Here is an 18,117-nt window from a genome sequence, read left to right as displayed (position 1 = left end):
CGGAGACCACCCGTACCCCCAAGAGCGCCTCAGGAGGCGGGGCGGCGCTCCTTGAACACCCACATCCCGGCGATCTCCTCGGCGCCGAGCAGCCGACCCGGCTCGGACAGCCAGGAGTGGTGGTCGGTGTGCTCGCGGAAACCGTCGTTGCTGACGACGGTCCCGCCCTTGCGTCGGGCGATCTCCAGCAGGTAGACGTCGGCCCCGCCCACCGTCCTGGACGGCACCCGGTGCAGGGTCCCCGCAGTGACCTCCCGGTCCACCTCCGACCGTTCCTCCTCGGCTACGACGTGCCGGAAGTTCGCGTCCACGACCACGACGACCTCGACCCCGGGGTTCTGCACCCGCAGTTCCTCCAGGGCCGAGCGCAACCGCGCCAGGCTGGCCTCACCCCGGCCGCTGTAGGAGAGGTTGGAGCCGTCCACCACCAGCGACCCGTGTCCGCGGGCGGTCGTCCCCGAAGGCATGCCGGCGGTCTCGGAGGAGGGCCCGCCGACGGCGGCGGCCACCTGGACGGGAGAGGGCACGGCGGGCTGCGCGGTCGGTTGCGCGACCGGCACCGCCCCTTCGTCGATCCGGTCGTCGCCCGGAATCCGGGGGCGGGTCTGGAGGAACTCGCGCAGGCTCGCCGCACTGACCCCCACACCGGTCGTGGACAGGCCGAAGGCGTCGATCTCACGGTCCACCAGGACGGTGCCGTCCCGGTCCATGACGGCCCGCACGCCCAGGAGCCCGCTGAGGTCGTAGGTGTAAGTGAGCGTGAAGGAGGCCTCCTCCGGGTCCCGGAACGGCGGCAGGTCGATGGGCAGCCTGGTCAGGCAGATGTTCGACCTGTTGTCGGCTCCGGTCTCGGCGGAGACGGGGTCCGCGGGGTCCCCTTCCCATATCTCGACGCCGATGCGCTTCTGTCCGACACCGTTGGGCCGGTAGTTCTTTTCCTGTGACCGGGGCAGGGTGGCGTTGCGGGGGATGATCTGGCTGAAGGACCGCACCTCCTCACCCGGACCGATCCTGCGCGTGGAAACGGTGCCCAGGGCATGCGTGGTGCCCACGGCGAGGTCGATGTCGACGTCACCGCCGTTGATGGCGGCGGCCACGGCGGCGCCCTGGGCGACGGAGGTCATGGGGTCGCACAGGTCCGAGGAGACGATGCGGTCTCCCATGATGTCGCCGACCATCCGCCGGACGAGGGGGATCTGGCTGCTGCCGCCGATCATGAGGACCGAGTCGACGTCCTCCGGGACCAGGTCGAGGTCGGCCAGGCAGTGGCGGAGCGGTTCGACCGCCCGTTCCACCACGGGGCGGATGGCCTTCTCGAACTCCTCGCGGGTGACCTCCACGTTGGTCTTGCCGCCGGGCGCGGGAACGGCGACCACGGCCTCGTTCGACAGGCGGATCTTGGCCAGTTCGATCTCGCGGGCGAACACGGTCCTCTCGGCGAGGCCCTTGGGACGCCTGCCCGCCTTCGCCATGACCAGGCGCGCCAGGCTGTCGTCGAGTTCCAGGCCGCCCAGACGGGGGACGCCGCGGGCCGCCCGCTCCTCGAACAGGCCGCCGTCCCCTTCCGCCTCCATGACCGTGACGTCGATGGTGCCGCCGCCCCAGTCGAAGGTGACGATGTTCTCCAGCCCGTCGTCGCCGAGCTGCTGCTTGTAGTACAGGGCGGCCGCGGTCGGCTCGTTGATGAGCGAGTCCACCTTGATCCCGGCCTCGCGGGCCGCGGCCCGGGTACGGAACCGGGCGGCTCCGGCGGAGTTGGCCGGGACGGTGACGACCGCGGAGTCCAGCTCCAGGAAGTGCTCCTCCTCGGCCCGGTCCCGCATGGTCCGGAAGATGCCCGCGGCCACGGTGGAGGCGTGCCAGGAGCGCTGCCCCACCTGGACGTGTTCATCACCGGCCAGGAGGCGCTTGGCGGCCGCGGTGGCCTGCTGGGACCGGAGTTTGGCCTCCCAGCCGAACAGGACCTCCTCCCGCACCGAACTGACACCGACCATGGAGGGGAACAGCGACGCGAACGCCGGGTAGTTCCAGTGGTCCAGGTTGGTGCTGTCCAACGCGACCACCTCGGCCTCCTCCCCGTTCCAGCGGGCGAGGACCGAATTGGTGGTTCCGAAGTCGATGCCGAAGCTCATGCGCGCCCCCTGCCGCTCTTCTCGGACTTCGCCTCCAGGAAGCGGATCTCCCCGGAGACGATCAGGCGCCCGCTGATCTCGTCCACGAAGGCCGGGGAGACGACCTTGACCGTGGTGCCGGGCCCCGGATGCCCGGCGATCACCCGGTAGCGGGACAGGTCCTCGGTATCGGTGACCTTCTTCAGTCCGCTGGCCCGGCAGAAGTCGAGGATCCTGCGGGTCAGGACCCGCGGGTCGCCCTCTCCCTTCTGCTTCTCGACGTCCTGGAGGAGCTGGGCGAGCTGGGACAGGTGCGTCTGCCGCGCTCCCATGTTCTCCACCAGGGCCAGACGGGCGATCTCCCGCGCCTGCTGTGGTGACAGTTCGTGTTCGGTGTGCTCCCGGAAGACCTCGACGAGCCGGTCCGTCAGCGGAGCGATGAGCCGCTTCGGTTCCACGCCGACCGCCACGACGGCCATCAGCCGTTCCTTCTCCTGCGGGCTCAGCTCCCTGAGGATGCGCTCGATCTTCTCGTCGGTGTCTTCTTCGTACTCTCGCTGCCTCATGGTGTCCTCTCCGCGACCGCTCGGTTCAGCAGTGCCGTGATGGCATCGGTACGTATGCGCTCCCTGAGCTCCTGTGACACGGGCCCGCTCCGGCGCGCCAGGGGTCGGGGTTCGGCGACGAACCTCCGCGGGACCCGCGGCCGGGGGAAGAGGCGGTCGGGGAACACCGGGAGAACGTAGAGGGGGTGGTTCCCCAAGCCGCCGGTGGCCTCTATGTCGCGGATGAGGTCACGCGCCTGGTTGATGTCCGAAAGTTCCTGTTTGCGCCCCTGGAGGAGGCGGCGCAGGCTGCGCCAGGCCTCCCGCCACACGCGCTGGTCGGAGCCGTGGGCGACGCCCAGTTCCAGATAGGGGTTGAAGAGCGGACCGCGGTTGTTGCGGTCCATGGCCAGCCGGGAGTGGATCCAGGCGATATTGCCCTCGGTGACGGCGCTGCGCTCCGGGAGCGCGTTCAGGCGTTCCAGGGCCTTGTGCAGCACCTGGGAGTCCCCGCTCTCGGAGAAGCGAAGATCGAGGTAGACCTCCATCGCCACCGCCTCCTCCCGGACCCACGGCTCTGATGAGGACGTGTGGGGGGCGAGGTACTCGTATGCGGAGGGGCGCACGTCGAGGAGTTCCCGGTGCGCCGATCGCAGATCCCGCCAGGCGACGAACGGGACCACTGCCTCCTGCGAGGGTTCGAGGACCCAGCCCTCGCACAGACGTTCGAGGACCGGCCACAGATCGGCGTCCTTGAACAGTGCCCTGGGCCAGACCGAAGGCCGCTCCGGTTCACCGAGGACCTGGCGGACCAGTTGCCGGGAGCGCTCGTCCAGGGTGGGCACGAGTCTCGCCAGGGCCTCGGGGTCGCCTCCTCCCACGGCGGCGAGGTCGCGGACGGGCTCGGGCACGTCGTCGGGCACCTCGCATGCGGGATCCTCCAGGAGGCGTCTGCGCCACACCTCCTCCGGCCATCCGAGTGATTCGACCTGCGCGTCGGTCAACCTCTCCGGGCTGCGGCGCGCCAACAGGTAGAGGTTCTCCTGTGGGTCCAAGCGCTCCTGTCCGCCGAGGGGAAAGGCGGTTCCCCGGTCCACGAGGTCGTCGACCAGGGAGAGGGGCGCGTTCTCCAGGAACCGCTCCAGGCTCCGCAGCCTGTTGCCCCGGCGCAGCAGTTCGCCATCGCGCCACAGGCTGAACGCCGGATCGAGTGAGGGCAGGCCCTGGAGCTCCTCCGTAGAGGGTTCACGCTGCCCGTGCAGCAGCTCACCCAGACGCGTCCACTTCGCCAGTGCGGGCACCCCGATGGCGTGCAGGCGCGCCAGATGGCCGGCGGCGACACCGGGAGGCAGGTCCCGCAGCAGTTCCAGCAGCAGCCCGGGAGCCCCGGGGCACATCCGCCCCTCCAGCATCGCCCGCAGCCCCCGAGCCGGGCCGCCCGCGTCGTCTCCCGATTCGGCGACCACGGCCTCGACCGTGTCACGGAGGTCGGGGATCCGTTCGGATTCGGCTCCGAACTCCTGCCAGACGCTGTCCCTGCGCCCGCGCTCCCGTTCCTCACGGATGCGGGCCAGTCGGAGGCGTTCCTCGGCGAGTGCCGCGGCTTTACGCGCCCTGGGGTCGCTGATATCCACGTTGAAAGCTCTATTCACCTGCGGTCGGGGGGTAGGGGCGGTGCCGCGGCGGCCTGTGCGGGACGGCTCCCGCGGACCCACCGGATCCTAGCGGCACGGCATCGGACCGGTGCACCGAACGGGCGCCCGGTAGGCTCTCCCGCGGCCGGGGTCGCGAGGGACCCGTCGCAGCACCGGCCGCGGGAGTCGGAGTCACCCCTCCGGGTCGGAGCGGACGAAGCAGACGGTCCTGGCGTCGAGGTCCACCTTCGTGGCACGCCAGCCTGCGTCACGGATGGCCCGGCACAGGGCACTCCCCTCGTAGGAGTACCAGTGGGGCATGTGGTTGTAGGCCGAGTCGGGCAGCGGGACCCCGGCGACCTCGGCCACCTTGGAGAAGCCCATCGGAATCCGGCTCTGTTCCTGGTCCCGCAGCCAGCGCCACAGCCCCCGGTACTTGCCGTGGTGGTCCACGGCGGCGGCGTTCCGGCCGGAGGCCCCGTGCCCCTCCCCCACCGCGGTATTCTCCGTGACCACCGCGGTGCCCGGACCCTCCTGCTCGGGCCGGGGCCAGATCCGGACGATGTGGTCGATGAGCTCCTCGGTGCGCCGGTCGATGTCCGCCTCGGTCCACTCCTTCTCATGGCCGACGGCCAGGAGCGCGTTGAGCTTGAGGGTGCTGTGCTCCAGCAGCAGGGAGCGCTTGCCCTTGCCGTTGATCCCCCGGGCGGCCGTGGTCTCGTCGGTCCAGGGGCGGTTGGACAGTGCGGGGTTGAGCCTGTCGTTGACCAGGGTCAGGTTGCCCAGGACGTGGACGTGGTCCTCCCTGGCCTGCTCCGCCTCCGGATCACCGAGCACGTCCTCCCCCCAGTGCTCGTCCCACTGCTGGGGCATCACGTGCTCGACGGTGAGCTGGCGCGGGCAGGGCTGCCCCTCGCCCCACGGGCCGCGCAGGGTGTCCTCCACCGCTTCCAGGAGCATGCGCATGCGGGGGCGGGTGAGCTGCCGGTACAGCGGGGCGGTCCGCAGGATCGTCCGCAGCTGATCGTCGTCGATCCAGTACCGGGAGGAGGCGGTCTGCCGCTCCAGCTCACGCCGGACCGCCTTACCCGCCTGCGCGGGCCCCGCCTCGTGCACGGCCCGGAGGAGGACGACGACCAGGCGGTTGATGTCCTTGACCGTCGCCCTGCACAGGGAGCGGCGCACGATCCAGCTCTCCAGCGCCCCCAGTGCCAGGTGCCGCTGCTCCTCGGGCATGTCCGACCCGTCCCAGCGCATGAGCCACAGTTGCAGCGGCGCCACGACCGCGGTGTCCAGGGCCCGGACCACCCGGTAGTGGAACAGGCCCTCGACGGAGTCGTAGGGGGCGTCCACCATGCCCTGGTAGACCCGTGCGTCGGCGGCGACCTCCTCCATCAGGGCGGCGGCCGTCGTCCCCCCGGTGGCCAGCAGCTCCCGGAACTCCACGAAGAGCCGGTCTTGGAGGACCTCGCGGCGCAGCCGCATGGTCAGCCACGCCTGGAAGAACATGTCGATCCGGGGGCGCTTGCGCCGCCCCTGGCTGACCTCCTCCCGCCACCGGTCGCCGTCCAGCGGCGCCCAGTGGTCCCGGTACAGGCGCTCGACGTCGGCGCCCTGCTGCTCCGCGACCTGGAAGAGCAGGTTCTTGATCAGGTCGGCGGCCAGCAGCGGGCTGCCGCGGTGGTTGAGGGTCTCGAAGATGACCTGGGCGTTGTCCCCGGGTTCGAGGTCGATGACGACCAGGCGCAGGTGGTCGCGGACCGTGCGCACCAGGGCGTTCAGCCTCTCCTGCGGCGACCCGCCGGGCACCCCCTCACCGTCGTCCAGGGCCCACCGGGTGATCTCCTCGAAGAAGAAGCCGTGCGCCCGCACCAGCGGGGAGTCCTCCTGGCCGGGGACCTCGTCCTCCCCCATCGCCGCCCGGAAGCCGTCCCGGTCCCGGTCGGTCGGCCAGACCTTGAAGATCTCGGAGGCGTCTCCGGCGATCTGCGCCTCGTTGCGCACCAGGATCCGCAGCGCCGGCTCGTCCGCGGGGAAGCCGTGCGCCTGGACGGCCCTGCGCACCGCGTCCAGGAGGAGCTGGAGGGTGGTCAGCCGCTGCTGCCCGTCGATGACCCGGCGCACCGCGATGTACCCGGTGGGGATGCTCTGCTGGTCCAGGACCACGGCCCCGAGGAAGTGCGGTGCCGGAGGGGCGGTCACGGCCTGGGGCTCCAGCAGTCGCTCGGCGACCGATCGCACGTCCTGCCAGAGCGGTTCCCACTGCTCATCGCGGTTCCAGACGTAGGGCCGCTGGAAGAGGGGGACGACGTACCGTGTGTGGCTGCCGAAGATAGCGGTCGGGCTGTAGGTGTTGGACTGCACCAAGTCTCCTGTGCACTCGGGGGACGGGGGTGGTACTGCGGGAGCGGGGTGAGCACACGGCTTTCCGCCATGATGTCAGCCGTCGCGGACAACCGGGGGTGGATCGCACGCCTCACCCACCGGGAGGCCTGGCGGGGACGTGGGCGATGTAGTCGCCCAGGTGGCGGGCGAAGCGGGCGGCGGTCTCGGGGTCCTCCACCAGGGCCAGGGCCTCCTCGACCCTGGCTCTCAACAGCGCCCCCTCCTGCGTCTCCGCGACGGCGCTCTCGCGACGCAGCGCGGCGACCAGCTCCCGGTGGCCCTCGATGAGCTCCCTGGTCCACCGCAACGGGCTTTACGCTCCCTGCGGGGTCCCGTTCCGTTCCAGCCACCACAGCAGGCCCAGGTCCCGGGACAGCACCTGCTCACGCAGTACCTGGAGGCGCACAAGGTCGGACTCGGCTCACGCGAGTCCAGCGCGCAAAGCCTGTAAACCGATGTGGATTCCCTGCTCCGAGCACCTTCGACTGGCCGAAAGTGGTCATGAGTTCCATTGGAAACCCAGGTCGCGAGCCATGAACCTGAGGGCGGATCCATTGCTCTCAGTGGAGAGCGGTAACTTATGGCGACAAGCAGGAGTCTCGTGACACAAGGGTCACGAGGGCTCGAACCGCGCTCTGGGAAGGGGCACGCTTGGCATGAGCGGTGGAACCGGTGCGAATCCGAACGAGGCACGCCAGGGCGGTGAGGACGCCGAGGCACTGGCCACGGCGATGGCCGGGCTCGCCGACGCGTTCGACCTGACGGTCGACGACGCGATCCGGGTGGCGGGCGAGGAGGACGTCGAGGCCGGATGGCGGTCCTTCCGCGAGAACCACCTCCAGGGGTTCGTGGACGTGCAGGGGCACGGCCTCCAGTTGGCCGACAACATCCAGGCCGGGGCGAGCGAGATCGCCCTCAACGACCTGGACAGCTCCGAGGAGCTGTCCGGCGCCACCCAGGACGTGCCGCCCGGCCTGGGCAACGTCAACTTCTACTGACCCCTCCCCCCGACCCCGCTTCCCCGATGAGGAACCCCCCGTGGCTTCTTTCGACCTCTCCCTCACCCTGCGCACCACCGACGCGATCCCCGCCCTGATCCGGGCCCGGACCACCGACTTCGAGGACCTCAACGGACGCGTCCTGAACGACGGCTTCGTCACTTTGGCGGGGAACACGGGTGAGGAACTGTGGGAGTACCGTGTGGGAGAGCATTCCCGCGCGGCGTACGCCTCGCGCCTAGGTGATTATCTGGCCGTCCAGATCGGGAGCCCTGAGAACGGACCCGCCTTGATCGAACTCGATCCGTCCACGGGCGAGGTGCTGCAGGAGGTCTCGCTCGGGACGACGAGCAGCAGTGAGAGCGGCATCGACGAGGAGTCTTTCAGCCCGAACGTGGCGGATGGCGTGAGGATTGCTCGCGACCCCTTCGACGATCCGGCACTGAGAGCGCTCTCATTGGAGATCCGGAGAGGCCCTGTGGACTCGGGAAGAGCCACCCGAGTGCACCACGGTCGACGGTCCGGACAAGGACACCACCGCGGGCACGCTCCTCGGCGATACGGTTCTGGAGGGGTTCTTCTGCACCGGCGGCGAAGACGGCGGCGGCCTGCTCGGCCGTGACCTGTCGACGGGTGAGGAGATCTGGCGGTTCGAGGAGCAATTCGGCCCCTCGGACCCCGACCTAGGCCCCCCTGAACGCCGTTATGCCCCCCTCACTGATCGCCATGCGGCCGTGCGGACCCTGAACGGTCCCACGCAGGTGTTCGATGTGGTGAGTGGCGCCCCCCTCGGCGAGTGGGACGGGGCGGTGGCCGGAGTTCTGGAGGGCGAGTCGGTCGTGGTTCGGTACACGGAGAGCGGCGAGTATCGAAGAGAGGACTCGTCAGGGCACGTCCTGGAGGCGATACCCATTGCCCCGGGGCCGGTCCTGAATATCCGGTGGCCTTGCAGGACGGTGTCGTCAGCCATGGTCGAGACTCGGAGAATTCGGAGGTCCGGGTCTGGTTCCAGTCCTGGGAAAGCGGCACCGAGCCTTCAGTGATCGACGTGAGCAGCGCAGGCCTGAAAGACGACGAGACCGATGTATCTTTGCTCGCCATTCACAGATCCGTCGTCGTCGATTCTTCAGAAAATAGCGACAAGGGAAGCCTGATTTTTCTCGGACTGACATGAGATGGCGGTTCACCACGGGTAGATCTTCTACTCCTCCAAAATCACAAAAGCCCAGATCCAGGAAGAATTGATCAGCGGACACATCAGACACCGGCCGTTCTGGCCACATGTGGCCAGAACGAAGCCGGTCATCAGCGAATAAGATATGACGAAGCGCCCTGACCCCTACAGCAGCGCCAACTTCAGGCACACACGACCTTTGAATCGTGGATTAAAAATCCAATTCATAAACCAAGAAGAGAGTATGTGGATAAATGAGCACAGAAGGAACCGGAGCCAACACCTGGGAAGCGGCGACGAAAGGCGAGCAGGCAGCGGCGCTGGCCGAAGCCATGGTCGGGCTGGATGAGACTTTCAGCTCGCTCATGGACGACATCGCAGGAAAAGCTGGCTGGATAGCCTCTGGATACCTGAACTTCAAGTTCGAACTCGAGCCGGAAATAGCAACAGTCCAAAGAAATGGACTCTCCTTGGCCGACAGCATTCAATCAGGAGCTTCCGAGATCGCGAGGAACGATCATGAATCCAGCGATGGATTCGTTGAATCCTGGCATGAGATGCCAGAGATAAACTTCTGACACCAATAAAGACAGAGACACCCCGATCTGGAGTTGAAAAATGTCCGGTTCAACCGTTACATATAATGGGGAGACCATTAATGCGGTCTCCGTTGGATCTTTCACACTCGCACTCAACCCCGATCCGGAAATGAAAGTTTCAGAAATTCGAGAAAGCGCAGAGGACATTAGGATGCTCGAGAGGAGGATCCTGGGAAGAGCAGACGGATTGAACGACGACATCGACAGTGCGGCAAAAGAGTTCACCGAGGTGATCAAATGGAGTATCAGCGGGCTCGGACAGGAGGATCTTGCTGTCTGGATGGAAGTATCGTCTGCACTCAGATTCTGCGCTTCAATAACAGAAGAATGGGCCGATTGTGTGAATGAGTATAAGAAGGAGAGGCGACGCATCATCAATCGATGGAATGAAATCGCTCCCACACACGAGGAAGATCTGGAAAAGACAGAGGTAGCCTTCCGCTTCGTCAACCAGCAGACACCTTCCCAGAAGGCTTCCCAGGCTCTCTCAGAACTCAAAGGGCAACTTGAGGAAGAAGAGGTTTCCGCTTTCAATTCTCTATACGAAAGATCTGAGGAATTGAGAGGAGATCTCAACGATGGCCCCACTCCAGAAGCAGTGCAACGCCTCATCGATAACGGCTACATGACGTGGTCCTACTTCAACTTGGGTGGAGATATAGAATCCCTGCCGATTGATCTCGACCCGGAAGAAGCGTCTGATGAGCTCATTGAATACTTGAACGATCCCGAAGGATACGACGGCGACATCACCGCCCTGTCCGCCATCCTGAATAATATTGCCCTTGTTGCCGTGGACAAAAAGAATGACGGCGAGAAACTAACGGGCGAAGAGTTGAACTTCCTGAGAGATTTCTACGCGAGCCTTGAAGAAGCGGTCGGGGAAGGGGGACAACCCCCTGGAGTCTTGAAGATAACCGATGATATCATTTATAATGTGGAAATAGATGATAGCATCAGAGAACAACTTCTGAGTGGACTCGGAGGAGGCCTTCTTGTTCTCTCGGATGAAAATCTGACCGGCGGCTACGATAATCTTCCACTAAGCATCAGAGAAACAGTGGAAGGCCCCGTTGACAACAACTCTCCTTCTGCGGAATGGCAAGCCAACGCCGCGACACTCGGAAGGCTTCTGGGTAGCGCCAACGCCCACGTCCAAGGCGGAGAAGAGTTCTCTATTAATTTGACACAATCTCTTGGATATGCGCTCGATGGCTCGCCTGAAGACCATCCTTACATGTCTTCCTGGTGGCTCGAGAGCCTCATTGATGTCTCTACCAGGAATGAAGACGCCAATCACGCCATCTTGACAGGAGAAGGGAAGTACGAGCACCCCGTGCACGGACTCGATCCCGAAATGACCCTTCGCGGACTTTACACATTTGACTGGGAGGATGAAGGTGCTGCCGCCAGTGGCATCACGGACTGGATATGGCAGCAGTCCGATGGCGAGGGTTGGGAGCAGGAGCGCGCAAAAGAGGCTATGGCCTCTTTCATGGAACTCTTTGACTCTCCGGAATTTGTAGATGCACTTAGCGGAACCGGGCACGATGTGGAAGGGAAAGTCACCAATGAAATGGGAGAGTTGGTGGATGGGACTTGGCATGACGCTTCCGCAGGGCTGGTGAACCCAGAACTGGCTTGGGGTTGGTCTGAGCTTTTCGTCGCCTATATCGATGAATTCTCCAGCGGATATGGTCTGGACATCGGATCCACGGGAGTTCCGGACGGACAAAGAGACGGAAGCAAGCTGGAAGACGGTCGCCTCTATCTCGATCCTCACCAGAGAGAAAGCTTTCTTCAGCTGGCAATGGGAGACGGTGATGCCGCATCCTACATATACGCCGAGAGCATAAACTTCAACATGGAAAGAATTGATGAATTCATCCAGGGGGAGAATGGGACCAGCACCGAAGGGGCAGTTGAGTCAGGCGTTTTGAGAGGTCTCATCGATAGAGCACTGGAACAGGAGGCAGCAGTCAGAGAGACCAAGAACAATCAGGACAATGCCTACGAACAGAAAGTCACCACCAACGGGATTGATTTGCTCGGATCTGCAATTTCAGAAATTCCTTACCCTGGGGCTTCCGTCCTTTCAGAGGGGATCAAGGTTTCCCTTAAAGAAAACGCAGAGTTTGAGACCGTGTTCGCCGGACAGAATCTAACAAACGCCACCGGGACCTGGGAGGCAAAGGAGAACTTCCAACTCCTCACCCTTGGATCTCTTGAATCTGGCGATCCAAGGTTGGCAGATATGCCCTCAGGCATGGTGGCCGAAAGAAACGGGGAGAAATTTATTCCGGTCAACCCCAGCGACTGGGAATTCGAACCCGGCCTCGAATCCATTGCACTGGACGATGCATGGACTACTATTTCGCAGGACAAATGGCCACATGGGGAAATGAACTATAGTGACGCCATGGGCATTTTCACAGAAGCTTACTCCGACACCCGAGAAAAGATGAACGAAGAGAACAACGAGGACTGACCAGGCCGATCGGGCAAGAAAAGATATACCGTTCTCAGAGAGACCATGAACTTCAGCCTTCGCTTTCCTGCCGTACTCCTGGTCATCGTATGCACGATCGTGACCGGGTGTTCTCACTTCGACGAAAAGCCTGAGGAGAACGATCCCGACTCTGCTCCCTTCGCCGGCTACGAAGTCGAGCATCGCACCGCACCCCCTCTTCCCGGTGATCTCCAGGTGCCGGCGACCGTGGCCGAAGCAGCATGGGTGTGGGAAGGCCCGGAAACCTCCCGGCTCCTGGCCGTGCACGCGACCCCCTCGGGTGCGGTGTTGGAACTCGACAACGGTGTCATCGGCTTGGACACCCTGAGCGGTGAAACGGCTTGGAGTTTCCTACTTCCCGAGGTATCCGGAGATGACGTGGGTACCGACGCGGCCGTGTCCCCGGACGGCACCGTAGCGGCCTTCACTGCCGGGCGTGCGCTGGTCCTGCTCGACACCGCGACGGGGGAGGAACTCCTCCGCTCAGACCGCGACGGCACGGGAACCGGATCCTTTTCTATCGACGGTGCAGGTCTCGTTCACTCCACAGGTCTACTCACCGCACAGGCAGGGCCGGAGCTGCGCGTGACACTGACTTCCTGGGAAGAGGGCACGACGGCTTGGGAGAACACACTTCCCGCCTGCTCCGACTCACAACAGGCCGTGATCTCGTCCGGTGTGGTCACCGCACGGCAGGCGGCCGTGGTATTCGAATGTCCCGGCGAGAGCTCCACCGTGGTCGGGCTCGACCTCGATGACGGTGAGGAAATGTGGCGGTTCCGGGAAGGCCGGGACTACCACGGCGGGGGTGCAGTCTTTCCCCCCGCCTCGTCGGAAGACCTCGGCTTCGGTGCCGTGGGAGATCTGCTGGTCCTACAGAACATCTCGCATGAACGCGGCACCGTGGTGATCAACGCCGAGGCCGGGCGCGTGGTGGCCGACGCTCTGCCCAGTACACCGGAGAACGCGTTGTTGCGAGTGCTCCCCGATGGATACCTGGCCGCGATCTCCGCAGGTGCGGAAGAAGGCCCGGTCACTTATGAGTTCCGGGAATTCGATGGAACGGTGCGCAACCGCCTGGAGACCACAACGGACGTTGCCCGGGGCCATGTCAACAACTTCCTCGTTCTGGACGAAGCACTGCTGAAACTCCGGATGGTAGAGGAAGGAGAGGAACAGGACATGGCCGTGTTCGACTGGGAGTCCGGGGAGGAGTACAGAGTCACGGTTCCCGTCGGTGTCGACACCACCGAGATTCTCAGTGTCGCGCAGGTCGACCAGGAGGTCGGGCCCTCGACCTTCCGAGCGGTACCGGGGGCGGTCCTGTTGCGTGAGTACCCTGCCTCCGCGGTGCCCAGACTGGCAGGCTTCCGCTGATCGGGCGTCTCGGTCGAGGTGGACCGGTCCTCCGGTGAGGCGTCCCGGAGGACCGGCGGTTCTCCAGAGGTCGCCCGCTGTTCCAGAGGGGCCGTGGAGCCTTCACGGAGGGGTCGACCCGTGGCTGTGAAGGGCAGGGCCACCCCTGAGAAGTCACTTCCGCTCAAGGCCCCGCGAGGCCGTGCAACCGATGCTCCCCTGCCTCGATTCGACGGCGGCATGTCGCGGCGGTCCGCATAACCTTCACGTGACGATAGGTATTTTTCTTACCTTTCTCGCAAATCGGATGGCTGATCGGTGTAGCTTCACACGCGTCGACCGCACCAGCCCGCGCTCCCCTCTCCTGGTGCCCGTCCGCCCTGCCGCACGTGGATCCCGGAGTGCACATGACCATCCCCCACCCCTCCCTGTCACCGGCACCGAAGCCGAGAGGGTCGACCCTTGCGAAGATCGGTATCGGATGCGGAGGATGCGCATCCGTGGCCATGGCCGGTTTTCTGTTTCTGATCTTCCTCGGAGCGCTCCTGGGCCCTCCTCCGGAAACGGAACCGGTGGCGGCCGCCCCGTCGCCGTCCCCCAGTGCGTCGCCGACACCCGCCGACCCCGACGTGATCGGCCTCGCCCTGCCGGACGCGGAGGACGAGCTCGGTGACGCCGACTTCACCCTGGGCGAGGTCGTGCTCGCCACCGCGGAGGACGGGTCGGCATGGAACCGCTCGGCGATGCTGGTGTGCTTCCAGCGGGCCGACGGAACCGTGGTGGACCTGAGCGTCGTCCCGGAGGGCACCGACTGTCCAGACGACACCGCGGCGGTGCAGGAATGGCCGGCCCTGACCGACTTCGTCGGCGGAACGGTCTCCGAGGTGCAGGAATGGAGCGAGGACGCGGGGATCTCCGGCGTCGATGTGCGTTCCGCGTTCGGTGACGTCGACGATCCCGACGCGGACGAGGCCGCTGACCACCTGGTGTGCGCGCAGTCCCCGGACGAGGCGACGGCGCCCTATCGGGACTCCATGGTGGTGAAGGTGCACGTCGTCGGCCCCGACGAGGAGTGCCCTGAGGAGATCGGGGACCCGAGCCCCGAGCCGGAACCTGAACCTGAGCCCGAACCCGCTCCGGCCCCGCAACCTGAGCCGGAGCCTGAACCCGCCCCCCAGCCGGAGCCGGAGCCCGAACCGGAGGCGCCGTCCCACGTACAAGGGGTGCACCCCGGGGCATTCTGCTCTGAGCACTGGCAGTTCGGCTACACGTCCGCGGGCACCCTCATGCAGTGCACGACGACGGCCACGGACAGCAGGTTCCGCTGGCGCCAGGCCTGAACGGCCTACTGAAGAAGGCGGACCCCGGCTTGTGTTCCGCCTGTTCGACCTCGGCCATCGTGAGAGGCGGAAAGGGTTCGTCCGGGAGGTGCCCAGAGGAGGGGATCGTGTCTCCCCTCCCGCGCACCTGCGTGCAGCCTCTCCAGGAGTTCATCATCGTCCGCGGCGGTGCGGTGGGGGAATCCGTCATGGATCGGAACTGTGGTGAGGAGCGCGGCGGGACCGCACTCCGGGGCGAGAGGCTGTGCGGAACCACGGGTGGGGCGGACCACTCCCACCGGGGCGGGGGTGGTCATGGGTGGCTATAACAGGGGCGCGGTCAGGTGGTGGGCGAGGGTGTAGGCGGTCAGGCGCCAGGCGGTGCGGCCGCGCTTTCGGGGTCTGCGGTGGCTGTGCGGACGGCCCGGGCGACGGCGTGGCAGTGGCGGGGGTTCCCTGCGCGGGCGTGGCCTGGCCGGGCCGTCGTCCGTGGCGGGCCGGGGGCGCGGAACCCGGGGTGTCGGGGCGTGCTCCGGGGCCGGTGCGGGTTCGCGTCGGCGAACCGGGCGCGGGGTGTCGTCTGTGGTGATGCGGGCGAAGTGCAGGTCCATCCAGGGCGGGCTCTGGCCACGGGCCTGACGGTAAGCGACCCGGGGGTTGTCGGGCATCTGGGTGAGGAGGCGCTGCTCCCGAGTGGACAGAGCGGGGGATGGGGTTCCCGGGCGGGAGAAGCGGCGCCCTCGGGATGTGCCCAGCACGGCGCGCACCCCGGAGGAGAGCGGTTCGGCGCTCACCGGGATGTGTCCCGGGCCTGGACCGGGAGGGTGAACTCAGCCCAGACCGCGGTGCCCAGCCCCGCGCAGAAGGGGAAGTCCACCACGGCCCGGGACCCCCAGCAGGTGGCCAGGGCGTCGATGAGGAGCAGGCCCCGACCGCGTTCGGCCTCTTCCCATTCCTCGACGAGTCCTGTCTGCGCTGCATCATCGGCGACCGGGGGGTGATGGCCGCGCAGCTCGCCCACCTGCTCGAACTCGCCGCCCGGCCAGCTATCAACGTCCAGGTGCTCCCGGCGGCGGTGGGCATGTCACGCACCTACGGCTTCTCGCTGCTGACCTTCGATGAAACCGACCGCGCGCTGTTCGTGGACGTCCCTCCGAACGGGCTGTTCTTCGAGGACCAGGAGGACTTGTTGGAACACGAGATAGCGTTTGACCAACTACAGGCGTCCGCGCTCTCCACCTCGGAGACCCGAACCTTCCTCAAGACGCTGATCACCGAGTACAGAAGGCCGTCATGACTCCGGGCACGACCACCAACGCGTCCTTCGTTCCCGCGCATCCGTGGCACAAGGCGAGCTATACCAATGACAGAGGGGCCTGTGTGGAAGTCTCGGAGGGGCCGGTCACCGGGGTCCGGGACACCAAGCACCGGGAGTTGGGAGCGCTCTTCTTCGCCGCCGACGAGTGGCAGGCCTTCCTCGACACCGCCAAGGGCGCCTGACCCGGGCGGCAGCACCGCCAAGCCCTGTCTGCGGCCTTCCGGCAGGTGGGGCCCGCCCCCCTGTGTACAGGTGAAGGCCATGCCGGGTCGGAAACCCGGCACGGCCGACCGAAAGGTGGGGCGCAGCCTCACGAACGGTCCGGGAACAGGCACTGATCCAAGGTGACGACCGTGCGGGTCAGGAGGTCATGGAGTAGTCGTGCGCCGTGACCCGCGTGAACGCGAGCCACTCCGCGGATGTGAGCAGCACCAGGGCTTCCCGCGGGTTCTTGGAGTCGCGCAGGCCGATCGTGTCGGGGGTGTGCCCGGTGATGGCGACCTCGACGCAGTCACCGCTTCCGCTTCCGCTGGCCTTGCGGAAGTCCATGTCATTGAACGGGGGGTTCATCTCTTGCCTCCAGGATGCGTTGAGCCGCTCAGACCTGTGGTGTGAGCCCTGCTTCCGCCATGTACCGCTGCAAAGGAATCATCCGGTCCAGAACGGCCTCGCGCCGGCGCACGTGCTCGCCGACGACCACGGGGTCCGTGGTGACCTCCACGTGCCTGAGCGCGCCGTCGTCGCCGTAGAGCATGATCCCGGTGCGGTCATCGTCGAACAGCCAGTAGTCCTCATCCGGGACGTCCAGCTCCTTCGCGATCTCACGCGACAGGATCCCGATCTCCTCCCCCGCCCTGATGTTCGAGGGATAGGCGCACGTCAGCTCGAATACCAGGTACTCCGACAGGGGTTCGTCCACCACGTGGACGCGGCGGAACAGGGCGCCCCGGTCCCGCGCGGACCGCACCCGCTCCGACCACGGCCCGAGCCAGGAGGCGTCCTGGGGGCGCCCCTCCCGGAAGTCAGCCAAGGGCACGCGTTCGCTCGGGGAGTCGTAGAAGTCCAGGGTCTCCATCCGGAAGACCTGGGTGTGGAAGTCGTCGAAGGTCCGCAGGAAGTCGGGCATCGCCAGCACGTTCACCACTGTGGGCTCCCAAGGTCGGTGGCAGCCGTATGCACGTTAGTCTGTACACCTCGCATCTCGATCAATAGCGCAGACTAGTAAGACTTGAACAGGAATATCATGAAGGAGTCCACGCCCCGGGGCAAGAGGGCCGACAGCACCAGAAAAGAGCTCGCCTCCCTGCTGAGGTCCGCCCGACTGGACCGCGGCCTGTCCGGGCAGGAGCTCGCCGACGCCCTGGGCTGGTCGCAGTCGAAGGTCTCCAAGATCGAGAACGGCCGTACCAGACCCACCGCCGACGATGTCAAGGCCTGGTCGAACGCCTGCCGCGCCTCGGCGGACATGGTGCGGCGCAGCTCCGAACTGGCCGAGGCCGCACTGGTGGAATCCCGCCACTGGAGGGCGGTGCACGCCCGCGGGTTGCGTGCCGGCCAGGCCGGGGTTCGGGCACTGGAGCAGCGCGCCGAGGTCGTTCGCTCCTTCCAGCCCTCCCTGGTGCCCGGCCTGCTGCAAACCGCCGAGTACGCACGGCAGGTGCTCAGCGCCGTCGACCTCTCCGGGCGGCGTGATGTACCCGAGGCCGTCGCGGCGAGGATGCGTCGCCAGGAGGCCCTCTACGATTCCGGGCGACGCTTCGAGTTCACCCTCACCGAGGCCGCGCTGCGCTGGCATCCCCATGACGCCGACCTGCTGGCCGCCCAGGTGGACCGCCTGCTCTCGGTCGCCACGCTCACCAACGTCGCGCTGCGGGTCCTCCCTTTGTCCTCGCCCTTCGGCCATCTCCAGAGCAACGGGTTCCTGCTGTTCGAGATCCCCGATGAACCCACCGTCATCGTCGAGACGTTCACCCGGGAGTTGGCGATCACCGACCCCGAAGAGGTAGGCCAGTACCGCGACATTCACACCGTCCTCACCGAGCACGCCCTGGACGAGACGGCCAGCCGCGACCACCTCAGGGACTTCTCGGCTTCCCTGTGACCCCGGCCGACGAGAACCGTTGACCTCCCGCACTCCCAAGTCTAGTCCCAATCTAGTCTTGAATAGGT

At 66.0% G+C, this 18,117-nt stretch carries 17 protein-coding genes and 1 pseudogene; 10 read left to right on the top strand and 8 right to left on the bottom strand.

The genetic code is table 11. From position 1 onward, the window contains the following. Nucleotides 1-29: 29 nt before the first annotated feature. The 5 genes from QJS33_RS01955 to QJS33_RS01935 all read right to left on the bottom strand — a co-directional run bounded on the left by QJS33_RS01955 (nucleotide 30) and on the right by QJS33_RS01935 (nucleotide 6,982). A complete protein-coding gene (locus QJS33_RS01955) occupies nucleotides 30-2,132 on the bottom strand; it encodes an Hsp70 family protein (protein ID WP_306366086.1) in 2,103 nt (700 codons plus the stop codon). Continuing rightward, nucleotides 2,129-2,677, bottom strand: a complete 549-nt coding sequence (locus QJS33_RS01950; RefSeq protein ID WP_306366085.1) for a hypothetical protein — start codon at nucleotides 2,675-2,677, stop codon at nucleotides 2,129-2,131. Before QJS33_RS01950 ends, QJS33_RS01955 begins: the two co-directional genes overlap by 4 nt. Further along, on the bottom strand, nucleotides 2,674-4,290 hold the full coding sequence (locus QJS33_RS01945; RefSeq protein ID WP_306366084.1) for a hypothetical protein: 1,617 nt from the start codon (nucleotides 4,288-4,290) through the stop codon (nucleotides 2,674-2,676). The genes QJS33_RS01950 and QJS33_RS01945 overlap by 4 nt, the downstream gene beginning before the upstream one ends. A 192-nt stretch (nucleotides 4,291-4,482) precedes the next feature. Then, the gene (locus tag QJS33_RS01940) at nucleotides 4,483-6,654 is read right to left on the bottom strand and encodes a DUF262 domain-containing protein (RefSeq protein WP_306366083.1); all 2,172 of its coding nucleotides are present in this window, start codon (nucleotides 6,652-6,654) and stop codon (nucleotides 4,483-4,485) included. Between the two features lie 112 nt (nucleotides 6,655-6,766). Next, on the bottom strand, nucleotides 6,767-6,982 hold the full coding sequence (locus QJS33_RS01935) for a hypothetical protein (protein ID WP_306366082.1): 216 nt from the start codon (nucleotides 6,980-6,982) through the stop codon (nucleotides 6,767-6,769). 349 nt (nucleotides 6,983-7,331) lie between these two features. Here QJS33_RS01935 and QJS33_RS01930 point away from each other — a divergent pair, with 349 nt between their 5' ends. The 7 genes from QJS33_RS01930 to QJS33_RS01900 all read left to right on the top strand — a co-directional run bounded on the left by QJS33_RS01930 (nucleotide 7,332) and on the right by QJS33_RS01900 (nucleotide 14,651). Then, nucleotides 7,332-7,673: a hypothetical protein gene (locus tag QJS33_RS01930; protein WP_306366081.1), complete on the top strand. Its 342-nt coding sequence runs from the start codon at nucleotides 7,332-7,334 to the stop codon at nucleotides 7,671-7,673. A 40-nt stretch (nucleotides 7,674-7,713) separates the two neighbouring features. Beyond that, a complete protein-coding gene (locus QJS33_RS01925) occupies nucleotides 7,714-8,295 on the top strand; it encodes a hypothetical protein (RefSeq protein ID WP_306366080.1) in 582 nt (193 codons plus the stop codon). A 318-nt stretch (nucleotides 8,296-8,613) separates the two neighbouring features. Continuing rightward, entirely contained in the window at nucleotides 8,614-8,847 is a 234-nt protein-coding gene (locus tag QJS33_RS01920) for a hypothetical protein (protein WP_306366079.1), read from the top strand. Between the two features lie 254 nt (nucleotides 8,848-9,101). After that, nucleotides 9,102-9,425, top strand: a complete 324-nt coding sequence (locus tag QJS33_RS01915) for a hypothetical protein (RefSeq protein ID WP_306366078.1) — start codon at nucleotides 9,102-9,104, stop codon at nucleotides 9,423-9,425. A 40-nt stretch (nucleotides 9,426-9,465) separates the two neighbouring features. Beyond that, the gene (locus QJS33_RS01910; protein ID WP_306366077.1) at nucleotides 9,466-11,934 is read left to right on the top strand and encodes a hypothetical protein; all 2,469 of its coding nucleotides are present in this window, start codon (nucleotides 9,466-9,468) and stop codon (nucleotides 11,932-11,934) included. 45 nt (nucleotides 11,935-11,979) lie between these two features. Beyond that, on the top strand, nucleotides 11,980-13,332 hold the full coding sequence (locus QJS33_RS01905) for a PQQ-binding-like beta-propeller repeat protein (protein WP_306366076.1): 1,353 nt from the start codon (nucleotides 11,980-11,982) through the stop codon (nucleotides 13,330-13,332). A gap of 485 nt (nucleotides 13,333-13,817) precedes the next feature. After that, nucleotides 13,818-14,651 (top strand): serine/threonine kinase, encoded by an 834-nt coding sequence (locus QJS33_RS01900; protein ID WP_306366075.1) that lies wholly within the window; start codon nucleotides 13,818-13,820, stop codon nucleotides 14,649-14,651. Nucleotides 14,652-15,420: 769 nt separating this feature from the next. Here the strand turns inward: QJS33_RS01900 and QJS33_RS01895 are convergent. Next, a pseudogene (locus QJS33_RS01895) lies at nucleotides 15,421-15,591 on the bottom strand (ATP-binding protein); the annotation flags it as partial. Between the two features lie 39 nt (nucleotides 15,592-15,630). Between QJS33_RS01895 and QJS33_RS01890 the strand changes: the two are divergent. Then, nucleotides 15,631-15,927, top strand: a complete 297-nt coding sequence (locus QJS33_RS01890; RefSeq protein ID WP_306366074.1) for a Scr1 family TA system antitoxin-like transcriptional regulator — start codon at nucleotides 15,631-15,633, stop codon at nucleotides 15,925-15,927. Continuing rightward, on the top strand, nucleotides 15,924-16,130 hold the full coding sequence (locus tag QJS33_RS01885) for a DUF397 domain-containing protein (RefSeq protein WP_306366073.1): 207 nt from the start codon (nucleotides 15,924-15,926) through the stop codon (nucleotides 16,128-16,130). The genes QJS33_RS01890 and QJS33_RS01885 overlap by 4 nt, the downstream gene beginning before the upstream one ends. 178 nt (nucleotides 16,131-16,308) lie before the next feature. Here QJS33_RS01885 and QJS33_RS01880 read toward each other — a convergent pair whose 3' ends face one another. Continuing rightward, the gene (locus tag QJS33_RS01880) at nucleotides 16,309-16,518 is read right to left on the bottom strand and encodes a DUF397 domain-containing protein (RefSeq protein ID WP_306366072.1); all 210 of its coding nucleotides are present in this window, start codon (nucleotides 16,516-16,518) and stop codon (nucleotides 16,309-16,311) included. Nucleotides 16,519-16,546: 28 nt separating this feature from the next. Then, the gene (locus QJS33_RS01875; RefSeq protein ID WP_306366186.1) at nucleotides 16,547-17,074 is read right to left on the bottom strand and encodes a DUF6879 family protein; all 528 of its coding nucleotides are present in this window, start codon (nucleotides 17,072-17,074) and stop codon (nucleotides 16,547-16,549) included. 117 nt (nucleotides 17,075-17,191) lie between these two features. Between QJS33_RS01875 and QJS33_RS01870 the strand changes: the two genes are divergently transcribed. Then, nucleotides 17,192-18,049 (top strand): helix-turn-helix transcriptional regulator, encoded by an 858-nt coding sequence (locus QJS33_RS01870; protein WP_306366071.1) that lies wholly within the window; start codon nucleotides 17,192-17,194, stop codon nucleotides 18,047-18,049. Nucleotides 18,050-18,117: the final 68 nt, after the last annotated feature.

The sequence above is a fragment of the Nocardiopsis sp. CC223A genome (genome assembly GCF_030766825.1).
Lineage (GTDB): Bacteria > Actinomycetota > Actinomycetes > Streptosporangiales > Streptosporangiaceae > Nocardiopsis.
The sequence above is the reverse complement of the archived record's forward strand: the minus strand, read 5'-3'. Positions and strand labels throughout refer to the sequence as shown.